This is a genomic window from Collinsella sp. An268 (assembly GCF_002159765.1).
GTDB lineage: Bacteria > Actinomycetota > Coriobacteriia > Coriobacteriales > Coriobacteriaceae > Coprousia.
Genome location: NZ_NFJH01000012.1, coordinates 17,811 through 36,187, shown reverse-complemented (window position 1 = coordinate 36,187; position 18,377 = coordinate 17,811). Strand labels below are relative to the sequence as shown.

At 66.0% G+C, this 18,377-nt stretch carries 18 protein-coding genes; 13 read left to right on the top strand and 5 right to left on the bottom strand.

Annotated features, from left to right (window positions below; translation table 11 throughout):
* Positions 1-68: 68 nt before the first annotated feature.
* The 5 genes from B5F70_RS09305 to B5F70_RS09285 all read right to left on the bottom strand — a co-directional run bounded on the left by B5F70_RS09305 (position 69) and on the right by B5F70_RS09285 (position 5,998).
* Complete coding sequence (locus B5F70_RS09305; RefSeq protein ID WP_087205294.1) at positions 69-815, bottom strand: energy-coupling factor transporter transmembrane component T; 747 nt, start codon at positions 813-815, stop codon at positions 69-71.
* Positions 808-2,631, bottom strand: coding sequence for an energy-coupling factor transporter ATPase (locus B5F70_RS09300; protein ID WP_087205293.1), 1,824 nt, complete (start codon positions 2,629-2,631; stop codon positions 808-810). The genes B5F70_RS09305 and B5F70_RS09300 overlap by 8 nt, the downstream gene beginning before the upstream one ends.
* 138 nt (positions 2,632-2,769) lie before the next feature.
* Positions 2,770-3,354 (bottom strand): hypothetical protein, encoded by a 585-nt coding sequence (locus B5F70_RS09295; protein WP_087205292.1) that lies wholly within the window; start codon positions 3,352-3,354, stop codon positions 2,770-2,772.
* A gap of 405 nt (positions 3,355-3,759) precedes the next feature.
* On the bottom strand, positions 3,760-4,860 hold the full coding sequence (locus B5F70_RS09290) for an ATP-binding protein (protein ID WP_239463063.1): 1,101 nt from the start codon (positions 4,858-4,860) through the stop codon (positions 3,760-3,762).
* A 214-nt stretch (positions 4,861-5,074) separates the two neighbouring features.
* Positions 5,075-5,998, bottom strand: a complete 924-nt coding sequence (locus tag B5F70_RS09285; RefSeq protein ID WP_087205290.1) for a diacylglycerol kinase family protein — start codon at positions 5,996-5,998, stop codon at positions 5,075-5,077.
* A 92-nt stretch (positions 5,999-6,090) separates the two neighbouring features.
* Between B5F70_RS09285 and rnd the strand changes: the two genes are divergently transcribed.
* The 13 genes from rnd (at position 6,091) to B5F70_RS09220 (ending at position 18,377) form a co-directional block, all read left to right on the top strand.
* Positions 6,091-7,227 (top strand): ribonuclease D, encoded by a 1,137-nt coding sequence (gene rnd, locus B5F70_RS09280; protein ID WP_087205289.1) that lies wholly within the window; start codon positions 6,091-6,093, stop codon positions 7,225-7,227.
* Between the two features lie 162 nt (positions 7,228-7,389).
* A complete protein-coding gene (gene xseA / locus B5F70_RS09275) occupies positions 7,390-8,943 on the top strand; it encodes an exodeoxyribonuclease VII large subunit (protein WP_087205288.1) in 1,554 nt (517 codons plus the stop codon).
* 106 nt (positions 8,944-9,049) lie between these two features.
* Entirely contained in the window at positions 9,050-9,313 is a 264-nt protein-coding gene (xseB, locus tag B5F70_RS09270) for an exodeoxyribonuclease VII small subunit (RefSeq protein WP_087205287.1), read from the top strand.
* 15 nt (positions 9,314-9,328) lie between these two features.
* On the top strand, positions 9,329-9,664 hold the full coding sequence (locus B5F70_RS09265) for a histidine triad nucleotide-binding protein (RefSeq protein ID WP_087205286.1): 336 nt from the start codon (positions 9,329-9,331) through the stop codon (positions 9,662-9,664).
* Between the two features lie 313 nt (positions 9,665-9,977).
* Positions 9,978-11,150 carry an acetate kinase gene (locus tag B5F70_RS09260; protein ID WP_087205285.1) on the top strand — a complete coding sequence of 391 codons (1,173 nt, stop codon included), beginning with the start codon at positions 9,978-9,980 and terminating at the stop codon, positions 11,148-11,150.
* Between the two features lie 107 nt (positions 11,151-11,257).
* On the top strand, positions 11,258-12,436 hold the full coding sequence (locus B5F70_RS09255; RefSeq protein WP_087205284.1) for an acetate kinase: 1,179 nt from the start codon (positions 11,258-11,260) through the stop codon (positions 12,434-12,436).
* Positions 12,437-12,670: 234 nt separating this feature from the next.
* On the top strand, positions 12,671-13,327 hold the full coding sequence (locus B5F70_RS09250) for a Wzz/FepE/Etk N-terminal domain-containing protein (protein WP_087205283.1): 657 nt from the start codon (positions 12,671-12,673) through the stop codon (positions 13,325-13,327).
* 3 nt (positions 13,328-13,330) lie between these two features.
* Positions 13,331-14,242 carry a CpsD/CapB family tyrosine-protein kinase gene (locus B5F70_RS09245; protein ID WP_087205282.1) on the top strand — a complete coding sequence of 304 codons (912 nt, stop codon included), beginning with the start codon at positions 13,331-13,333 and terminating at the stop codon, positions 14,240-14,242.
* Between the two features lies 1 nt (position 14,243).
* Complete coding sequence (locus B5F70_RS09240) at positions 14,244-14,891, top strand: CpsB/CapC family capsule biosynthesis tyrosine phosphatase (RefSeq protein ID WP_087205281.1); 648 nt, start codon at positions 14,244-14,246, stop codon at positions 14,889-14,891.
* 412 nt (positions 14,892-15,303) lie between these two features.
* On the top strand, positions 15,304-15,837 hold the full coding sequence (loaP, locus tag B5F70_RS09235) for an antiterminator LoaP (RefSeq protein ID WP_241145966.1): 534 nt from the start codon (positions 15,304-15,306) through the stop codon (positions 15,835-15,837).
* A gap of 79 nt (positions 15,838-15,916) precedes the next feature.
* Complete coding sequence (locus B5F70_RS09230; protein ID WP_206383547.1) at positions 15,917-16,666, top strand: sugar transferase; 750 nt, start codon at positions 15,917-15,919, stop codon at positions 16,664-16,666.
* Between the two features lie 38 nt (positions 16,667-16,704).
* Entirely contained in the window at positions 16,705-17,541 is an 837-nt protein-coding gene (locus B5F70_RS09225; protein ID WP_158094979.1) for a sugar transferase, read from the top strand.
* Positions 17,538-18,377, top strand: a complete 840-nt coding sequence (locus B5F70_RS09220; RefSeq protein ID WP_087205279.1) for a glycosyltransferase — start codon at positions 17,538-17,540, stop codon at positions 18,375-18,377. Before B5F70_RS09225 ends, B5F70_RS09220 begins: the two co-directional genes overlap by 4 nt.

Genomic DNA, 18,377 nt, shown 5'->3' with positions numbered 1-18,377 from the left:
CTCCTCACATAGGGGGTTCGACGGCATGGTAGCAAAAAAGTGGCGCGCTCTTCTGCGTGATGTCTGCCTTACAGCGCGATGCCGCCGGCGATGAGCGCCACGCAGACGAGCGCCGCGGCCGCGTCGCGCGCGCAGAAGGGGTAGCGCCGGTAGCTGCTCGCGCGGGTGCGCAGGTAGAAGCCGCGCTGCTCTGCGGCGAGCGCCGTCGCATCCGTCTTGCCCACCGAGGTCACGAGGAGCGGCACGCACACCGGCAGCATGAGCATGAGCTTCTTCAGGGGGTTCTTGGTGTCAAACGCCACGCCGCGCGCGGTCTGCGCCTCCATGATGGCGTTCATCTCCTGCGTGAAGACGGGCACGAAGCGCAGCGCCGTCGTAAACGTGAAGGCTAAAGGGTAGGGGACGTGCAGCTTCTCCACGCAGGCGTTGGCGAGGTCCGTCGTCTTGGTGACGGTGAGCATGAGGACGAGCGGCAGCGCCACGCCCACGAGGCGCAGGCACGCCTTGGTGCCCGAGACGAGGCCGTCGGTGGTGATGAAGAGCCAGAGCACCTCGCCGTGGCGCACGAAGGCGAGCTGCAGCACGAGCATGAGGGCGGAGACGGGCACGAGCACCTTCACGAGCGAGAAGAGCCGGCTTGCGCTTCCCGCGTAGGCGCCGAGCAGAAGCGTCAGGAGCAGCAGGCCGATGAGCGCCGCGTAGCCGTCGGCAAGAAACGTCGCGGCGATGATCGAGGCGGCGAGGGTGAGTTTGGTGACGGGGTTCAGGCGGTGGAGGATTGTGTCGCCGGGCACGTAGTCGATGACGTTAAGCACGGAGGGCCTCCTCGGGGTCGGCGGTGGGTGCGGGGCTGCCGGCGAGCGCGACGGTGGTGTCAACGATGCCGGACACCTCGGTTTCGTGGGCGAAGGCGGGGGAGACCTCCTGCGCGAGCCGGGCGGAGAGCTCCACCACCTGCGGCGGCGTCACGCGGGCGCGCGCCATGAGCGCGGCGTCGGCGAAGACGTCGGCGGTGGCGCCGCGGGCGAGGATGCAGCCGTCCGCCATGACGACGAGCCGCTCGGCAAAGTCGGAGACGACCTCCATGTCGTGGCAGACCATGATGACGGCGGATCCCTGTTCGGCCATCTCGCGCACCGTCTCCATGACGGTCATGCACTCGCGGTAGTCGAGCCCGCTCGTGGGCTCGTCGAGCACGATGACCGCGGGCTCGGTCACCACGACGGAGGCGAGGGCGACCATCTGGCGCTGCCCGCGCGAGAGCGAGAACGGCGCCTCGTCGGCCGGCAGGCCAAAGCGCTCGATGACGCGCTCGGCGCGGCAGACGGCTTCGGCGCGCGGGACGCCCTGGAGTTCGAGGCCAAAGGCGACCTCGTCGCGCACGGTGTTCTTGCAGAGCTGGTGGTCGGGATTCTGGAAGAGCGTGGCCACGTGGCGCGCGATCTCGGATACGGGGACGTCGCGTGTGTCCACGCCGGCGATGCGCACGCTGCCCGAGCTCGGGCGCAGAAGCCCGTTGACGAGCTTGGTGGCCGTCGTCTTGCCGGTGCCGTTCTGGCCGACGATGCCCACGAGCTCGCCGGGGTAGACGGCGAGGTCGAGGTTGTTGACCGAGGCGCCGCCGCCCGGGTAGGCGAACGTCACGCCCGAGAAGCGGACCACGGGCTCCGCCCCCTCCGCATGCGGGCGCGGCGCGGGGGCGTGGGGGGAGCCGGTGCGCGGAGCGGCTGCGGGAACCGAGCCGGGCTCTCCCGCCTGAGGTGCGCCGGTACCCACGGTGCGGGCGATGAGCGATGCCGCCTCGGCAACGTTGAGACACGGGGTCCCCGCCGGATAGAGGCCGCGCCGGGCGAGGCTGTTCGAGATGCGCGCCACGCGCGGGCTGTCGACGCCGATGGCGCGGAGCTCGGCGGCGTGCGCGAAGACCTCGTGCGGCGTGCCCTCGAGCGCCACGCGCCCCTCGTTCATGACGAGGAGCCGGTCGCAGAACTCCGAGAGGAGCGCCACCTTCTGCTCGATGACGATAACCGTGATGCCGCGGTCGCGGTTGAGGTCGCGCAGCACGTCGAAGACCATGCGCGAGCTCACGGGGTCGAGGGCGGCCGTGGGCTCGTCGAGCACGAGCACGCGCGGGGCGAGCGCGAGTATCGCCGCGATGGCGACCTTCTGCTTCTGGCCGCCGGAGAGCGTGGCGATCTCGCGGTCGCGGAGGTCGGCGATGCCCACGGCATCGAGCGCCGCCGCGATGGTCTCGTCGATGCGCTCGTGCGCCACGCCGAAGTTCTCGAGGCCGAAGAGCAGCTCGTCCTCAACCACCGAGGCGACCATCTGCGCATCGATGTCCTGGTTGACCGAGCCCACGATCCGCGAGATGTCGGTGAGCGTGAGCTCGCAGGTGTCCTGCCCCTCGACGAGCGTCGCGCCAAAGAGCTGTCCGGTGAAGTGGTGCGGGATGGCACCGGCGAGCACGGCGGCGAGCGTCGACTTGCCGGCGCCCGAGGGGCCGATGATGCCCGTGAACGAGCCGGGGGCGATGGTGAGCGTGATGCCGTCGAGCGCCCGGTCGGCGTCCTCCCCATAGGAGAACGCGACGTCGCGCATCTCGATGATCGGCTGTTCGGTGGGCTGCATGGGGTCCTCTCGAGGGGTCGGGGTCGCTGGCGGTACTTGTCGGGACGGGTATCTCACCCGTGAGCCCCGCGCCGGCGGGCGCGGGGCACAGGTTCTGGTCGATGGGGCGGCGCGCACCGGGTGGGCGTGCGCCCGGTGCTAGTCGGCGAGCTTGAGCGCGTGCTTGATGGGCAGGTAGAGCGCGCCCACGAGGATGGCGTTGAAGACGGCGGTGAGCGCGACGACGGGGAGCATGGCGGCGGCGATGGCCATGTCGAACTGCATGAGCGCCATGCGGATGACCATAAAGATGAAGCCGGAGACAAACGTGCAGACAAACGTGCCCGCCACCGGCACGACGCCCTTGGCGCCCGTCTTCATGCCGGCGTTGACGATGGCGGCCATCAGCACGGCGGCGATGCCCTCGGCCACAAAGTCGGCGCCGGGCAGCGTCGTGGTGAGCTGGATGACGGCGGCGGAGACGAGGCCGATGACGAGCGCCTGCAGCAGGTTGGGACGGACGATGAGGATGGTGAGGCAGAAGGCGGAGATGATGAACTCGGGGCTGATCATGCCGCCGGAGACGGCGCCGATGGCACGGCCGAGCGTGAAGTTCAGGATGAAGCCGGCGGCGAGGAGCACGGCGAGCAGGACGAGGGCCTTGATGTCGAGTTTGCCGCGGTCGACGGAGGCGACGGTGCGGGGCTGGGCGGTGGTGGTGCGCGGGGTGGTGTTCTCGGTCATGGTGATCAACCTTTCGGGGTGTGGGGTGTGTGAGAGGGGTTGCTCGACGAGCGGGGTGGAGGCGCGTGATGCGAACGGGGTCGGTGCGGTCGCGGGGGCGAAAACTAAAAACGGCCCCCGGTCAACCCGGGGGCCGTATCTGCGCAAATCTATAGGCGCGAAGGGCTCACCGTTGACCGGCCGAGTTCACATCACGCCACCACCAGTTGTTGAGGGCGAGGTTGACGTTCAACATATCCGGTGGCTCCTTTCGAGGTGCGGGCGGCTGCTGCCGCCGTCTGTACGTTGAGGGCACTATAGCACACGGGGGCGCCGCCTAGCCGGCATTCCCCTTAAGATTGCCGTTCTGTTTCGCGTCGGATCGATGGCGCGCCGTATATTGTAGCCCAGCGCTTGAGGGCCTGCTCATCCTCGCTGCTTGATGTAGCTCGCAAAGTGAGGCGTAACCAAGCGTACCAGGCCGTGCCCGGCGGGCTCTATTACGCGCTCCTTCATCAAGCTTGCGCGATACTTCCCCGCCCAGCTTGCACTCCGACGCGCCCGCTTTGCCACATCTGACACGCGCGCAGGTTCAGGATCGTCGCGAGCGACCTCGTTTACAAACAGCCGCTGCGCGCTTGTCAGTCCGTCGTACAGCGGGGCGCAAACGGCCTCCTCAAAAGCCATGATGGCATCGGATGCGCCCATTTCCACATCGCAACGTTCGATCGCATTCGATCCGCGTGCCTGCGCGCTGCGCCACATGTAGTAACCGACCAGCTGAACCATGTACGGATAGCCGTCTGTCGCTCGCGCAGCCTCAAGGGCGACATCATGCGCAATGGTTTTGCCCGACATCCGCACCGTCTCTATAAAGGCGCTTCGCACATCGGGCAAAGGGACGGCGCCCAGATCATGGCGAACGCTCCGACGCAAGAAGGTCAGAACCTTATCGTTCAGAAGCTCGTCCATGAGTGACGGCAGTGCGGCGAACACAAACGCCACGCCCTTCTTCTCGTCATCGGGGACGTCTGTCATATCTTGATCGCGGATGATATGCTGCAACGTCGTTGCAAGAGCAACCATGTCCTCGCGCGAAGCCGCCTGCGCCTCGTCGATGGTGAATGCGATGCCCCTTCCTTTCCCCACCTTGCGCAGGCGCGCCTCGATGGCCTTGCGCAACGTGAGCGCCCCTTGCTCTGGCGAGACGAACGACGCGCTGCCAATCTGCGCGGTCGCGACACCGGGAATGCCAATCGAGGGCGAGACGCTCGCACGCTCTAGCCGTACGCCCGGAGGGGTAATCTCTTGAATCAGGCGGGCGCACATGCCCTCTGATGCGGTTTCAGACACAACGACCCATCCGCGCTCGCGGGCGACCCGCCCAAGCTCGGTGAGCATAACGGTCTTCCCGTATCCACGCTGACCGGTAATGAGCATCAACCGCCCCGGGGCTCCCGCGCCGTTATCGAGCCCCTCGGCAAAATCATCGATAACCGCTTGACGGCCGATGAGAATAGGCGGCATCTTGCCCGCCGTCGGCTTGAATGGATTGGTCGGCATGAGGCTCCCTCCGTAAGAACTCACACCATTTTACACTCATTCATACCCTTCTACACTCATCTACACCCTTTTACACTCTTTCACACCCTTTTACACCGAGCACGGGGGAGGGACGCGACCTTTACATCGCGTCGTTGCGGGCGCATCGGGGCGCCCATGTCCCCGCGCCCGCTTGCTATTACGCCTCGTGCGCGAGCGGTGAGAGGTCGTCCACGATGAGGTCGAGGCAGCGCGGCAGCACGCGCGCGCCAAAGGTGCCCGCGTGGTTGTCCACGAGCTCACCGTCGAACTGCATGCCGAGCGACGGGGTGCACCGCACGAGCACCTCGCGCGCCTGGAACATGGTGAACTGCGGGCGACCGAGCCCCTTACCCACGGGGTCGATGACGGCGGCGAGCGCCGTCGGCAGCAGCTGCACGAGCCCCACCGGCTCGATGATGGCGATGTCGAGCAGGCCGTCGTTCATGCGGCAGTCGGGGAAGAGGTTGATGCCGTTTTGGATGACGGCGGTGTTGCCCACCATGCACGATATGCCGTCGAGCTCCTCCGTCACGCCGTCGTGCTCGATGGAGAAGTGCGCCACCTCGGGCTCGAGCGTCGAGAGGGCCGAGAGGAAGTACGCGATTTCGCCGATGTCGCGCTTGGCGGGCGCCGCCTTCTCCATGATGGTGGCGTCAAAGCCCGAGCCCGCGATGATGGTGAAGCCGTGGCGCTCGGTGCGGCCGTCATCGCCCAGCCAGAAGAGCTCGCCCATATCCACGGGGGCGGTGCGCCCGGCGCGGCATGCGGCGGCGAGCGCGGCGATCTCGGGGCTGTTGCCGATGTTGTTGAAGAAGAGGTTCGCCGTGCCGGAGGGGAAGACGAGTGCGGGCACGTGCGTGTCGCGCAGGCAATCGAGCACGTTGGCCACTGTGCCGTCCCCGCCGGAGGCGACGACGCGGTCGAAGGTGCGCACGTCGCGCGTGGCCTCGTCGGGCTCCATGCCGTCGCCGATGAAGCGCATGACAACCTCGTCGCCCGCTTGGGCGAGCGCGTGCGCAAACGCGAAGATCTCGTCAGAGCGGGGGCCCGATCGAAGATTGTGGATGATGAGGCAACGCATGCGTGAGCTTCCGTTCTAGGCCAAAGCGCGTATAGTTACATTGTCGTATCCTACCCGGATGACCGTACGTGATACCGAGGCCAGAGGAGAGCATGATTATATCCACAGAGAGCGAGCTCGCCGCCTTCTGCGCGCGGGCCGCCGCCTTCGATGCCGTCGCCGTCGACACCGAGTTTCTGCGCGAGCGGACGTTCCACCCCCGCCTGTGCCTCATCCAGGTGGGCACGCCTGACGAATCGGTCGCCATCGACCCCATCGCCCTCGCCGGGCACCTGGACCCTCTGGCCGCGCTGTTTACCGACACCTCGACCGTCAAGGTGTTCCATGCCTGCACGCAGGACATGGAGGTGCTGCTCAACGCCCTCGGCGTGCTGCCCGCGCCCATCTTCGACACGCAGGTGGCGGCCGCGTTTCTGGGCGAGCGGCTGCAGATCGCCTACAACGGGCTGGTGCAGACGTTCTGCGGCGTGACGCTCCCCAAGACCGAGTCGCTCACTGATTGGTCGCGCCGCCCGCTGACCGAGCAGCAGATCGAGTACGCCTTGGACGACGTGCGCTACCTCATTCGCGCCTACGCGGTCATCCGCGAGCGGCTCGAGCGCGCCGGGCGCCTGTGGTGGGTGCTCGACGAGCTGCGTCCCCTGACCGAGCGCGCGCACTACGAGACCGACCGGCGCCTCGCCTACAAGCGCGTCAAGCGCATCAACTCCTGCACCCGCAAGCAGATGGCGATCGCGCGCGAGCTCGCCGCCTGGCGCGAGGGCCGGGCGGAGAAGCTCGACATCCCGCGCAAGTGGGTGATGTCGGACGAGGTCCTCATCGCGCTGGTCAAGCGGCTGCCGCGCGAGGTGACCGATGTGCGGGGCGTCCGCGGCACCGAGCAGCTCTCCGAGGGCGACGTGCATGCGATTTTGATGGCCATCGACCGCGGGCGCCGCTGCCCGCCCGACCGCCTGCCGCCCGCGCAGCACGCCCGCCGCGCGCTCTCGAGCGAGCTCGAGAGCGTCGTCGACCTCATGTACGCCCTGCTGCGCCTGGTGGCCGAGCGCGCCGGCGTGGCGACGGCCATGATCGCCTCGCGCGACGACCTCTCCGACTACATCGATCACCCCGAGCGGAGCCCCTTGCGCGAGGGCTGGCGCTTCGAGCTCGTGGGGACGCGCTTGGACGACCTGCTCTCGGGCAACATGGGCCTGACCGTCAAGGACCGCCGCATCGAGATCCTGTGACGCCTCATTTGGGGACGGGTTCAATCTGTGCGCCGCCGTGCGGCTCTCCCGGGGTGGGCCCGTCCGGAGCGCCCCCGTGCGAAACCTTGTCCGCACGACGGGGTAGACTGAGAGGCGACCAACAAGGCGGGCGCCTGCCCGCCGCATAGATTCGGAGGGCACATGACCGGATGGAACCTGACGGGCAAAAGCGCCCGCCCGCGTGCCGCCACAGATCCCCTGCCCTGGGAGCGGGACTCCTCGCACGGACCGTCCGCGCAGGGCGGCGCCGCTGCCGTCGGCACCCCGGGGGCGACGGAGGACGACGAGCGCGATCCGCACATCCTCACCGTCACGCAGGCGGTGGGCCTCGCCGGCGCCACGCTCGCCGAGCTGCCGCCCATCACCGTGCTGGGCGAGGTCTCGGGCTTCCGCGGGCCGTACGGTGCGCGCGGGCACTGCTATTTCCAGATCAAGGACGAGGCGAGCTCGCTCGAGTGCATCATCTGGGGCGGCGTCTACAAGGCGAGCCCCTATGAGCTCAGAAACGGCCTCAAGATGCGCTTCACGGGCAAGTTCGAGGTCTATGCGCGCACGGGCAAGATGAGCTTTCAGATATCGCGCTTCGAGCCGGTGGGGGAGGGCCTGCTGCGCCAGCAGGTGGCGGCGCTCGCCGAGAAACTCCGCCGCGAGGGCCTCATGGACGAGGCGCGCAAGCGGCCCATCCCCGCATTCTGCACGCGCGTGGCGGTGGTGACCTCGCTCTCCGGCGTCGTCATCGACGACGTCAAGCGCACCCTGCGCCGCCGCAACCCCCTGGTGGAGCTCATTTGCGTGGGGTCGAAGGTGCAGGGGGAGGGGGCCGAGGCCGAGCTCATCGACGCCCTCGGCCGCGCGGCGCGGATCGCCCCCGCGGTCGACTGTATCCTGCTCGTGCGCGGCGGCGGCTCGTTCGAGGACCTCATGACGTTCAACGACGAGGCGCTCGCCCGCGCCGTGGCCGCCTCGCCCGTTCCCGTGGTGACGGGCATCGGCCATGAGCCGGACACGTCCATCTGCGACATGGTGAGCGACAGGCGCTGCTCCACGCCCACAGCGGCGGCGGAGTCCGTGGCGCCGGCGGCGACGGAGCTCGCCGAGCTCTTGTCCACGCGCGAACGCCGCCTCGCGACGGCGATGGCGGGTGCGGTGGGGACGGGCCGCACCGATCTCGCGCGCGCTGCCGAGCGCGCGACGAGGGCCGTCGAGCAGCGTCTCGCGCGCGAGGGGCTCGCGCTCGGTGCGCTCGCGCAGCGCCCCTGCCTCACGCGCCCGGACGAGACGGTGCTCCGTCGCGCCGCCGAGCTCGAGCAGAGCGCCGACCGGCTCGAGGGCGCCCTCGCGCGGCAGCAGGAGCGCTGGCGCGCGGCGCTCGATGCGCTCACGGCGCGCTTCCCGGCGGGCACAGCGCTTCTCGCCGCGCCCCAGCAGGCGCTCGCACGGGCGCAGGAGCGCCTCGCCCGCGAGGGTCGCACCATCACGGCGGCGCGCGACGCGGACCTCGCCCGGCAGGCGGCGGCGCTCGATGCGCTCTCGCCCCTCAAGGTGCTCGCGCGCGGCTACGCCATCGCCTACCGGGAAGACGCGGTCGCCACGAGTACGGCGGCCTTCGCCCCGGGCGACGCCATCGCCGTCCGCTTTGCCGACGGCACCGTGACCGGTACGGTGGACACGGTCGCCGCGGATGCGCGGCGATAGGGAGCGGCGCCGTGCGGTAGCGCACCGGATGCGAGCTGGCACCGCCCGCACGCACTTGATTGGGAAACCCATGGGGCCCGCGGGCCCCGGTGAGAAAGGACACGCCATGGCAGACAAGAACATCGACGAGCTCACCTACAAGGAGGCCTCGCAGGAACTCGAGCGCATCATCCGCGCGCTGGAGTCGGGCGACCTCGAGCTCGAGCAGTCGCTCGAGAGCTACACGCGCGGCGTCGCGCTCGTCAAGAGCCTGCGCGAGCGCCTCGACCATGCGGAGCAGCAGGTCAAGATTCTCGTGAAGGATATGGATGGCAACGACGCGCTCGTGGCCGGTGAGGCGGCCGCGACCGAGAACACGCTCAGCATCTAAGGGAGGAGACCCACCATGCCAGACTGCATCTTCTGCAAGATCGCCAACCACGAGATCCCCTCGACCATCGTGTACGAGGACGACAAGGTCATCGCCTTCGACGACCTCAACCCGCAGGCGCCCGTCCACACGCTCGTGGTGCCCAAGGCGCACTACGAAAACATCATCGACGGCGTCCCGGGCGACGTGCTCGAGGCCATGGCGCACGCCGTGGGCGAGGTCGCGCGCGCAAAGGGTCTTGAGGCGGGCTTCCGCGTGATCACCAACACCGGTGCCGCCGCGGGCCAGACCGTGATGCACCTGCATTGGCACGTGCTCGGCGGCCGCGACCTCGGCGAGGGCCTCGTTTAGGCAGCCTCTGCCCGGCGCGGCCGTGCCCGGGCCGCACGCGGGCGCCCGCACGCGCCCCTGCGTCGCGGATGCCGGCATCGGCGCCGGGCGCATATCTCGCTCGCAACGCGCGGGACGGTCTTTAGGCCGTCCCGCGTTTTTACGTCTGCGTTCTCCGGTTGTTGAGCGGCGAGCTTCCTCTGCCCAGGGCCCCGCCTGCGCCCGGAGCGCCGCCGGGCACGGTATCGCGGGCCGCCCGCGCCGCGTTTGGCGGTAGAATAAAAGCGTTGTGTAGCTTCGCGTCGCCGGACGCGCAAAACCAAGAGGGAGACTCATGAACGTTCTCGTTGTCAATGCCGGTAGCTCCACGCTCAAGTACCAGCTGATCGATACCCAGACCCACAAGGTTTCCGCCAAGGGTTCCTGTGAGCGCGTGGGCTTCACGGGCGGCACCTTCACCCACACCGTCGCCGGCGAGCCCAAGGTCACCGACAACGTCGAGTTCCCCGACCACAAGGTCGCCATCGAGGTCGTGCTGAAGGACCTCGAGGCCCACAACGTCAAGATCGACGGCATCGGCCACCGCATCGTGCAGGGCGGCTGGTACTTCGGCGACTCCACGCTCGTGGACGCCGACATCCTCGCCAAGATCCGCGAGGTCGCCCCGCTCGCCCCGCTCCACAACAACCCCGAGGCGAACGTCATCGAGTACTGCCTCGAGCAGTACCCCGACCTGCCGAACGTCACCGTCTACGACACGGCCTTCCACTTCAACATGCCCGCCGTGGCGCAGACCTACTCCCTCCCGCGTGAGGTGTGCGATAAGCTGCACATCCGCAAGTACGGCGCGCACGGCACGAGCTACCGCTACATCTCCAAGAAGGTGGACGAGCTCACCTGTGGCAAGGCGCACAAGGTCGTCATCTGCCACATCGGCTCCGGCGCCTCGCTCGCCGCGGTCGAGGACGGCAAGTGCATGGACACCACGATGGGGCTCACCCCGCTCGACGGCGTCATGATGGGCACCCGCTGCGGCTCCATCGACCCGGCGACCGTGTGCTACCTCCAGCGCGAGGGCGGCTACACCTTTGACGAGGTCGACGACATGATGAACAAGAAGTCCGGCCTCCTCGCCATCGCGGGCACGAACGACATCCGCGACATCGAGCAGGGCGCGGCCGACGGCGACGCCGGCTGCAAGCTCGCGCTCGACATGTTCATCTACAAGATCGCGGCCAAGGTGGCCGAGATGGCGACCGCCATGTGCGGCATGGACACACTCGTCTTCACCGCGGGCATCGGCGAGCACGCGCCCGCCGTCCGCGCCGGCGTGGCCGACCGCCTCGCGTGGATGGGCGTGAAGATGGACCACGCCAAGAACGCCCTGCGCGCCGACGGCGGCTGGTGCCTCTCCACGGAGGACTCGCCCGTCACGATCTATGTGATCCCCACCGACGAGGAGTACATGATCGCGGCCGACGTGGAGCGCATCGTCTCCGGCAAGTAGGTTTTTTCTGCAGCACGAGTGCATGCGGCGCGCACCCACGCACGGGGGCGCGCCGCAGCCGTCCCCACAGCACCGGCCAAGCCGGGCGACCCCTCGATAGGAGAGCCATGAACGTACTCGTCGTCAACGCGGGCAGCTCGAGCCTCAAGTACCAGCTCCTCGACACCGACACGCGTAAGATCGCCACCAAGGGCAACTGCGAGCGCATCGGCCTCGACCGCGGCATCTTCACCCACGCGGACCCCTCGGGCGAGAAGGTGGTGGAAGACGCGCTCTTCCCGGACCACAAGGCTGCCATCAACCGCGTGCTGAAGACGCTCGACGAGGGCGGGTACACGTTTGAGGGCATCGGCCACCGCATCGTGCAGGGCGGCTGGTACTTCGACGACTCCGCGCTCGTAGACGACGAGGTCATGGCGAAGATCCTCGAGGTCGCGCCGCTCGCACCGCTCCACAACTACGGCGAGGCGGCCGCCATCGACGCGTGCCGCGAGCGGTATCCGGAGATCCCCAACGTCGCCGTCTTCGACACGTCGTTCCATATGACGATGCCGCAGGTCGCCTATACCTACGCGCTGCCCAAGGACGTGTGCGAGAAGTACCACATCCGCAAGTACGGCGCCCACGGCACGAGCCACCGCTACGAGTGGATGGTCGCCAAGGAGATGCTCGGCGACTTCTGCCACCGCCTGCTCTCGTGCCATCTGGGCAACGGCGCGTCGCTCTGCGCCATCGAGGACGGTGTCTGCCGCGACACCACGATGGGCTTAACGCCGCTCGACGGCCTCATGATGGGCACCCGCTGCGGCTCCATCGACCCGGCGACCGTGTGCTACCTCCAGCGCGAGGGCGGCTACACCTACGATGAGGTCGACGAGATGATGAACAAGAAGTCCGGCCTCCTCGCCGTCTCGGGCATCTCGAGCGACGCGCGCGACATCCGCGAGGGCGCCAACCACGGTGACGAGAACTGCCTGCTCGCGTTCGACATGTACGCGTACAAGGCGATGCTTCAGGCCGCGTCGATGATCGCGTCGATGGCGGGCGTGGACACCATCACCTTCACGGCGGGCATCGGCGAGAACGACTGGACCATCCGCCAGGCGTTCTGCGAGTGCTTCGACTGGCTGGGCGTGCGCGTGGACCGCGAGCGCAACCAGAACGCGGTGGGCAACGGAGCCCAGGTCATCAGTGCGGCCGGCTCGCCCGTGACGGTCATGGTCATCCCCACGGATGAGGAGTACATGATCGCACTCGACGTCAAGCGCCTGACCGAGGGCGCGTAGGGCCGCATCCGCGTACCGGCTTCCTATGGCCATTCGTGGTAAAATCCTCCATTATGGCAGGGGACCCTCAGTTATCCCCTCCGGTGTCCTATAGTATCTGCTGCACCGAAGCGCTCAGTGCCATTCGCAGCCCCGTCGGCTGGGCCCTTAGGGCCTTAACGTCCGAGGCGGGGGAGGGGGAGGACGAAGGCGCCGCGGTGCGGCTTTTTGCAGACAGATCGTGAGAGGTACGTCATGACCCTGCTGGAACTCCTGACGCTGCTGCGCAAGCACCTCAGGCTCGTTATCGTGCTGCCGGTGGCGTGCGCCATCGCCGTGGCAGCCTACGCCTTCCTATTTATGGAGAACACCTACTCCACCACCACGAGCATGTACGTGCTCACGCTCGACCAGACGGCCACGGGCGCCAACCTCTACTCCGACCTCAACGCCTCGCAGCAGGTGGCGAACGACATCGCGCAGCTGATGGACAGCTCGCGCGTGCGCGACGACGCCGCCCGCGCCGTGGGCCTCGAGGACCTCGATGGCTTCGAGATCTCCGTGGCGAGCGAGACCAATACCCGCGTCATCACCCTCACGGTGACGGGCGGCGAGCCCCGCGCCGTGGCCGAGGTGGCCAACGCGCTCGCCGAGAGCGTGGGCGACGTGGCGCGCGAGGTCATGAACGTCGAGAGCGTCAACGTCATCGACGAGGCCTCCGCACCCACCGCGCCGAGCGGCCCCAACCGTCCGCTCTACATCGCCGTGGGCCTTATGGCGGGCCTTTTCGCCGCCGTGGCGATCGTCGTTCTGATGGATATGCTCGACACGCGCGTGCGCGGCGACGAGATCGTGGAGCTCCTGGGTGTGCCCGTCATCGGCCGCATCCCGCTCGTCAAGGGAGGTAACTAACCCATGGCCCGCAAGCGCAAGCATCAAAACGAGCAGGTCCTGATGCAAAACGCCGTCAAGACCCTGCTGGCAAACATCCGCTTCGCCAGTGTGGACGACCCGGTGTCCTCCATCGTCATCACGTCGTCGGTGCCCAACGAGGGCAAGACCACCGTGGCGATCAACCTCGCGCGCGCGATCGCCACGAGCGGCCGCGACGTGCTTTTGGTCGAGACCGACATGCGCCGCCGCTCGCTCGCCGGCCAGCTCGGCGTGCACCCGAGCCACGGGCTCTACGCCGTGCTCGCGGGCGACTGTACGCTCGAGGAGGCCGTCGTGCCCACCAAGACGGGCGACTGCTACTTCCTCGACGCCGAGCCCAACATCCCCAACCCGGCGGACATCCTGGCGTCGCACCGCTTCCGCAAGTTCGTGAAAGAGGTCAACGCCAAGTACGATTACGTGGTATTTGACACGCCGCCCGTGGGCACGTTTGTCGACGCAGCCGTCATCGCCGCCGTGGTGGACGCCACGGTGCTCGTGGTGCGCGAGAACTACGTCAAGCGCCGCGACCTCGTGGGCGCCTACGAGCAGCTGCAGAAGGCCGAGGCCAACGTCATCGGCGTCGTGCTCAACGCCTGCGACCGCAAGGCGGATGACTATTACTACGCCTACTACAACGGTGACGGCGTCCGCGTGGATCTGGATGCCGAGGCCAAGGCAGCCGCGCGCGTGCCCGCCGCCAAGGCGCAGACGCGCCCGCCGCACCCCACCGCGCGCACGGCGCAGGCCGCGCGCCAAGCGCCCCAGACCGCAGCCCGTGCAGGCGCCCCGCAGCAGGCAGCCCCTGCCGCGCAGCCCGTACAGGCGCCGCGTCCCGTGTCGCCCAGCTCCACGGCGGCGATGATCAACCAGTTCCAGAGCACCGGCCGCTAACATGCGCGACATCCACTGCCATATCCTCCCCGGCGTGGATGACGGAGCCCGCAGCCTCACCGAGAGCGGGCAGATGCTCTACATGGCGCAACGCGTCGGTATAACCAGCATCGTCTGTACGCCCCATGTGCGCGACCCGTACTTCGACTACGAGCGCATGCGGGGCGCCTTCCGTACGCTTCAGGCCTATGCGCAGGGCTTCCCTTTGCAGATGGGGTGGGAGGTAAACCACACCAAGCTGATGGAGCTCGGGCTCGAGTGGGCGGACCGCCTGCACTTCGACGGGTCCGACGAGTTTCTACTGGAGCTTTCGAGCCGCTGCACCAAGGACGATTTTCCCGAGTACGAGCGCACCATCTACGCGCTGCAGGCGCGCGGCTTTGAGGTCATCATCGCGCACCCCGAGCGCTACCGCGCGATCCAGAAGGACCCAAGCCTCGCCGAGGAGCTCGTGCGCATGGGCTGCAAGCTCCAGGCGTCGGCCGATTTTGTCGTGGGGGGCCGCCTGGGCCGCGAGAAGCGGCCGGCCAAGAAGCTCCTCGAGCGGGGGCTCTACACCTACATCGCCAGCGACGCGCACCGCATCGGCCATTACGAGAACCTGCGGCGCGCCTGCGACCTCGCCGGCATCGATATGATGCAGGCATAAGGCTATCTACCAGCATAAATCTGCTTTCAGCTCTGCAATGTCTACCGCGCCGTCATAACCGGGGCATCTTTTGTCATAATCGACGCGCCCTTTTGCAAAGGGTTTGTTAGGTATGGCGAATCCTCGGCGGAGCGTCGGATGTCGCCCATACCGCTGTGCTAGAATCTGAAATCTGTCGAGGGCCACCCGAGAGTTGCGTCCGCCAAGGTCGCGGCATAGGGGATGAGGCGCCTCTGCAGGCGGCCCGGTGCCGCGGGCGGCCGCAGTGCCGCGCGTGCGCCCGGTCGCACACATATCTGGTAGGTACGCAATCGTCGCCCGGTGCGCGTTGCCGTCACCTGCGAGGGGTTGAATAGCTTGCGTCTGCTGCGGCATGTCCGTATGGCGAAGCCGTGGCAGTTGGGGGGGCACGATGCGCACGTATGCCATGCAGGTGGCAACGGGCCGCGAGAGCAAGACGGTCGAGCTCATCGGCCGTGTGCTGGGCCATGCCGTGGCAGCCCGGTGCTTTGTCCCGCGGTTTCAGTTTCAGCGAAAGGTCCGCGGCGCCTGGACGCTCCAAGAGGAGCTCCTGACGCCGGGATACGTCTACCTTACGGCCAAGAAGACCGAGGTGGCAGAGCTTGCCGAGCGCCTGCGCCGCGTGCCCGCCATGACCAAGCTGCTTGCCACCGCAGGCAAGATCACCCCACTCACGCAGGAGGAGACGGCATGGCTACTCGCACTGACCGGGCCCGACCACGTGGTGGAGCCGTCCATCGCGGTTGCCGAGGGCGATCGCATCAGGGTTACCGACGGCCCGCTCAAAGGGTTTGAGGCGCAGATCAAAAAGATCGACCGCCACAAGCGCTTGGCCTACGTGGAAGGCCGGCTGTTCGGCCGGCCGAAGGTCGTCAAAGTTGGGTTGGAAGTTGTTGGGAGAATCGAGCGAGGCGCTGACGGTTGAGCCTTCGGGCTCAACATCGCCGGCGACTTCGGTTGATACAGCAAGCATCTCTGTTGAGGGGAAGGGGGGCCGCCGCGCGGTGCTTCCCGTGCCGGGCACGGCTGCCGACCGCGTGGCTCCGCGTGGAGAGGACGCCCGCTTCTCGCAGGCTGAGCTCGAGCGCATCGCCCAAGGTATCGAGGGCAGGCTCCTCTACCGCACGGTGAAGCGCCTGTTCGATATCGCATTCAGCCTCGCAGTCCTCGTTGTGCTTCTGCCCGTGCACCTCGCCGTCGCGCTCGCCGTCTACCTCGACGATCCGCATGGCTCCCCGCTCTTCTTTCAGGAGCGCGTGGGCAGGCGCGGCAGGACGTTCCGCATGGTGAAGTTCCGCTCGATGTACGTGGATGCCGAGGATCGCCTCGAGAGCCTCATGTCCGCCAACGAGAAGGACGGACCCGTATTCAAGATTAGGGAAGACCCGCGCATCACCCGCGTGGGGCGCTTCATCCGCAAGACCTCGCTCGACGAGCTGCCCCAGTTCTGGAACGTGCTGGTGGGAGACATCCCTTTGCGCATATTAAAAACGCGCCCGGAGTTCTCTGAGAAATCTATGGGTGCGTTCGCGCTTCCCGCCAAATCTAGCACGAACAAAGAAAAGGCGTTTTCGCAGGTTGTGAGCTGTTTTGCGAACGGCCTGCGGATGCGTCGCATCTCTTTACTCAATTGTAACTGCATCGGCGGTATGGAAACCCAATTTCTTACAAAACCCGTTTTCGGTGTGTCTCCTGTGCATCCAGGGACCCTGTTTCAGAAGTCAAACAATGGGCTGGCTAAAGCAGCATGGTAATTGGTAGCGATACAACAATTGGAGGCGGTAGGCCGGAAATGAAACCAACTATCAGTGCATTCTCCGCTAATGAGACGGCGCTTGATCATAACAGCGCTTGTTATTGTGCGGACAAATATCATGATGTGGTCTCGCCGGAATTTGATTTGACGCAACGAAGGGCTGCAGCACAGGTTGAGGCCAAAGGCAAATACGAGCCTTACTTGAGCGAACATGGGATCCCGAGCGACGTCCTTGCAAAGTTGCTTCCCGGCGACGACATCGTCGAGTTGGTTGAACCCAAAGTCAACGGCGGGCTAGGTTACCGTTTTGTCAAGCGTGCGTTTGATTTCGTGAGCTGCGGATGCGCGTTGATCGTGCTCGCCATCCCCATGGTGGTTATCGCCGCGAAAATCAAGCTTGAGAGCCCCGGGCCTGTCATCTATTCGCAGAGGCGGGTCGGTAAGAACGGCAAGATCTTCAACGTCTACAAATTTAGAAGCATGTATACCGATGCCGAGACCCGCGGTGCGCGGTGGGCTGCTGGGGATGACCCACGCGTCACTCCGTTCGGCAAGTTCATGCGAGAGAAACGCATAGATGAGATTCCTCAGTTTTGGAACGTGCTTAAGGGCGACATGTCACTTATCGGACCGCGTCCGGAACGCCCGGCGTTCTGTGCCGAGTTCGAGAAGCGTATCCACGGTTGGCATTATCGCACCATGGTGACCCCGGGCCTTTCCGGTCTGGCCCAAGTGACGGGTGGTTACGACTTGCTTCCCAAGGAGAAAGTGGTGCTTGACCTGAAGTACATCGAGCACCGATCAATTGCTATGGACCTGAAGATTATCCTGAAAACGCTCGGCGTTGTTTCAACTGGCGAGGGCGCGCGATGAGCGGAAATGGCCTTCCCCCATACAGCGTGCTCATGTCGGTTTATTCGGGGGAAAGCGCGGATAATCTTCGGTGTGCTGTCTCGAGCATGTTAAATCAGACAGTTCGTCCGGACCAGTTTGTCGTGGTCTGCGACGGGCCTCTTGGCGATGACTTGGATGCCGTTTTGTCCGATTTCGTGAATACGGACGCAGAAGGCCTGTTCGATGTTGTTCGATTGCCGAAGAATGTCGGCTTGGGCAGAGCGTTAAGCGCTGGTCTTGATGCCTGCCGTAACAAGTATGTTGCGAGAATGGACAGCGACGATATTGCCTTCCTGAACAGATGTGAGCTTCAGCTGGATGCGGTTGTTGCTCATAAACTTCAGCTTATTAGCGGCTATGTGCTTGAGTTCGCGGGTGACACGAGCAATGTTGTATCAATGCGCAAAGTTCCTGCGACCCAAGAGGAAATCGTTGAGTTCTCGAAGAGGCGCAACCCTTTCAATCATCCTTGCGTGATGTTCGAGAAAGCCGCCGTTCTGAAGGCGGGTGGCTATCAAGACCTGTACCGCTTGGAAGATTATTATCTTTGGGTCAGAATGCTTGCTGACGGTTGCAGGGTGGCTAACGTGGCGCAGCCAATTCTATATATGCGTTCCGACGAGGGGATGTACGGCCGGCGCGGCGGCATCGCCTATGGCGTCTCTCAGATGAAGCTACTCAATTATATGAGATCGACGGGCTATATTGGTATACGGGGCTTCCTCCTCATGAGCGCCGTGCGATTCGTGTTGTCCATCGTGCCGGCCTCTTTGAGACGCACTATCTACAGTAAAGTTGCGAGGGAAAAATCCTGA

Coding starts and splice junctions, on each gene's coding strand:
- B5F70_RS09300 (WP_087205293.1), bottom strand. CDS start 2,631: ATGCAGCCCACCGAACAGCCGATCATCGAGATGCGCGACGTCGCGTTC.
- B5F70_RS09295 (WP_087205292.1), bottom strand. CDS start 3,354: ATGACCGAGAACACCACCCCGCGCACCACCACCGCCCAGCCCCGCACC.
- B5F70_RS09290 (WP_239463063.1), bottom strand. CDS start 4,860: ATGCCGCCTATTCTCATCGGCCGTCAAGCGGTTATCGATGATTTTGCC.
- B5F70_RS09285 (WP_087205290.1), bottom strand. CDS start 5,998: ATGCGTTGCCTCATCATCCACAATCTTCGATCGGGCCCCCGCTCTGAC.
- rnd (WP_087205289.1), top strand. CDS start 6,091: ATGATTATATCCACAGAGAGCGAGCTCGCCGCCTTCTGCGCGCGGGCC.
- xseA (WP_087205288.1), top strand. CDS start 7,390: ATGACCGGATGGAACCTGACGGGCAAAAGCGCCCGCCCGCGTGCCGCC.
- xseB (WP_087205287.1), top strand. CDS start 9,050: ATGGCAGACAAGAACATCGACGAGCTCACCTACAAGGAGGCCTCGCAG.
- B5F70_RS09265 (WP_087205286.1), top strand. CDS start 9,329: ATGCCAGACTGCATCTTCTGCAAGATCGCCAACCACGAGATCCCCTCG.
- B5F70_RS09260 (WP_087205285.1), top strand. CDS start 9,978: ATGAACGTTCTCGTTGTCAATGCCGGTAGCTCCACGCTCAAGTACCAG.
- B5F70_RS09255 (WP_087205284.1), top strand. CDS start 11,258: ATGAACGTACTCGTCGTCAACGCGGGCAGCTCGAGCCTCAAGTACCAG.
- B5F70_RS09250 (WP_087205283.1), top strand. CDS start 12,671: ATGACCCTGCTGGAACTCCTGACGCTGCTGCGCAAGCACCTCAGGCTC.
- B5F70_RS09245 (WP_087205282.1), top strand. CDS start 13,331: ATGGCCCGCAAGCGCAAGCATCAAAACGAGCAGGTCCTGATGCAAAAC.
- B5F70_RS09240 (WP_087205281.1), top strand. CDS start 14,244: ATGCGCGACATCCACTGCCATATCCTCCCCGGCGTGGATGACGGAGCC.
- loaP (WP_241145966.1), top strand. CDS start 15,304: ATGCGCACGTATGCCATGCAGGTGGCAACGGGCCGCGAGAGCAAGACG.
- B5F70_RS09225 (WP_158094979.1), top strand. CDS start 16,705: ATGAAACCAACTATCAGTGCATTCTCCGCTAATGAGACGGCGCTTGAT.
- B5F70_RS09220 (WP_087205279.1), top strand. CDS start 17,538: ATGAGCGGAAATGGCCTTCCCCCATACAGCGTGCTCATGTCGGTTTAT.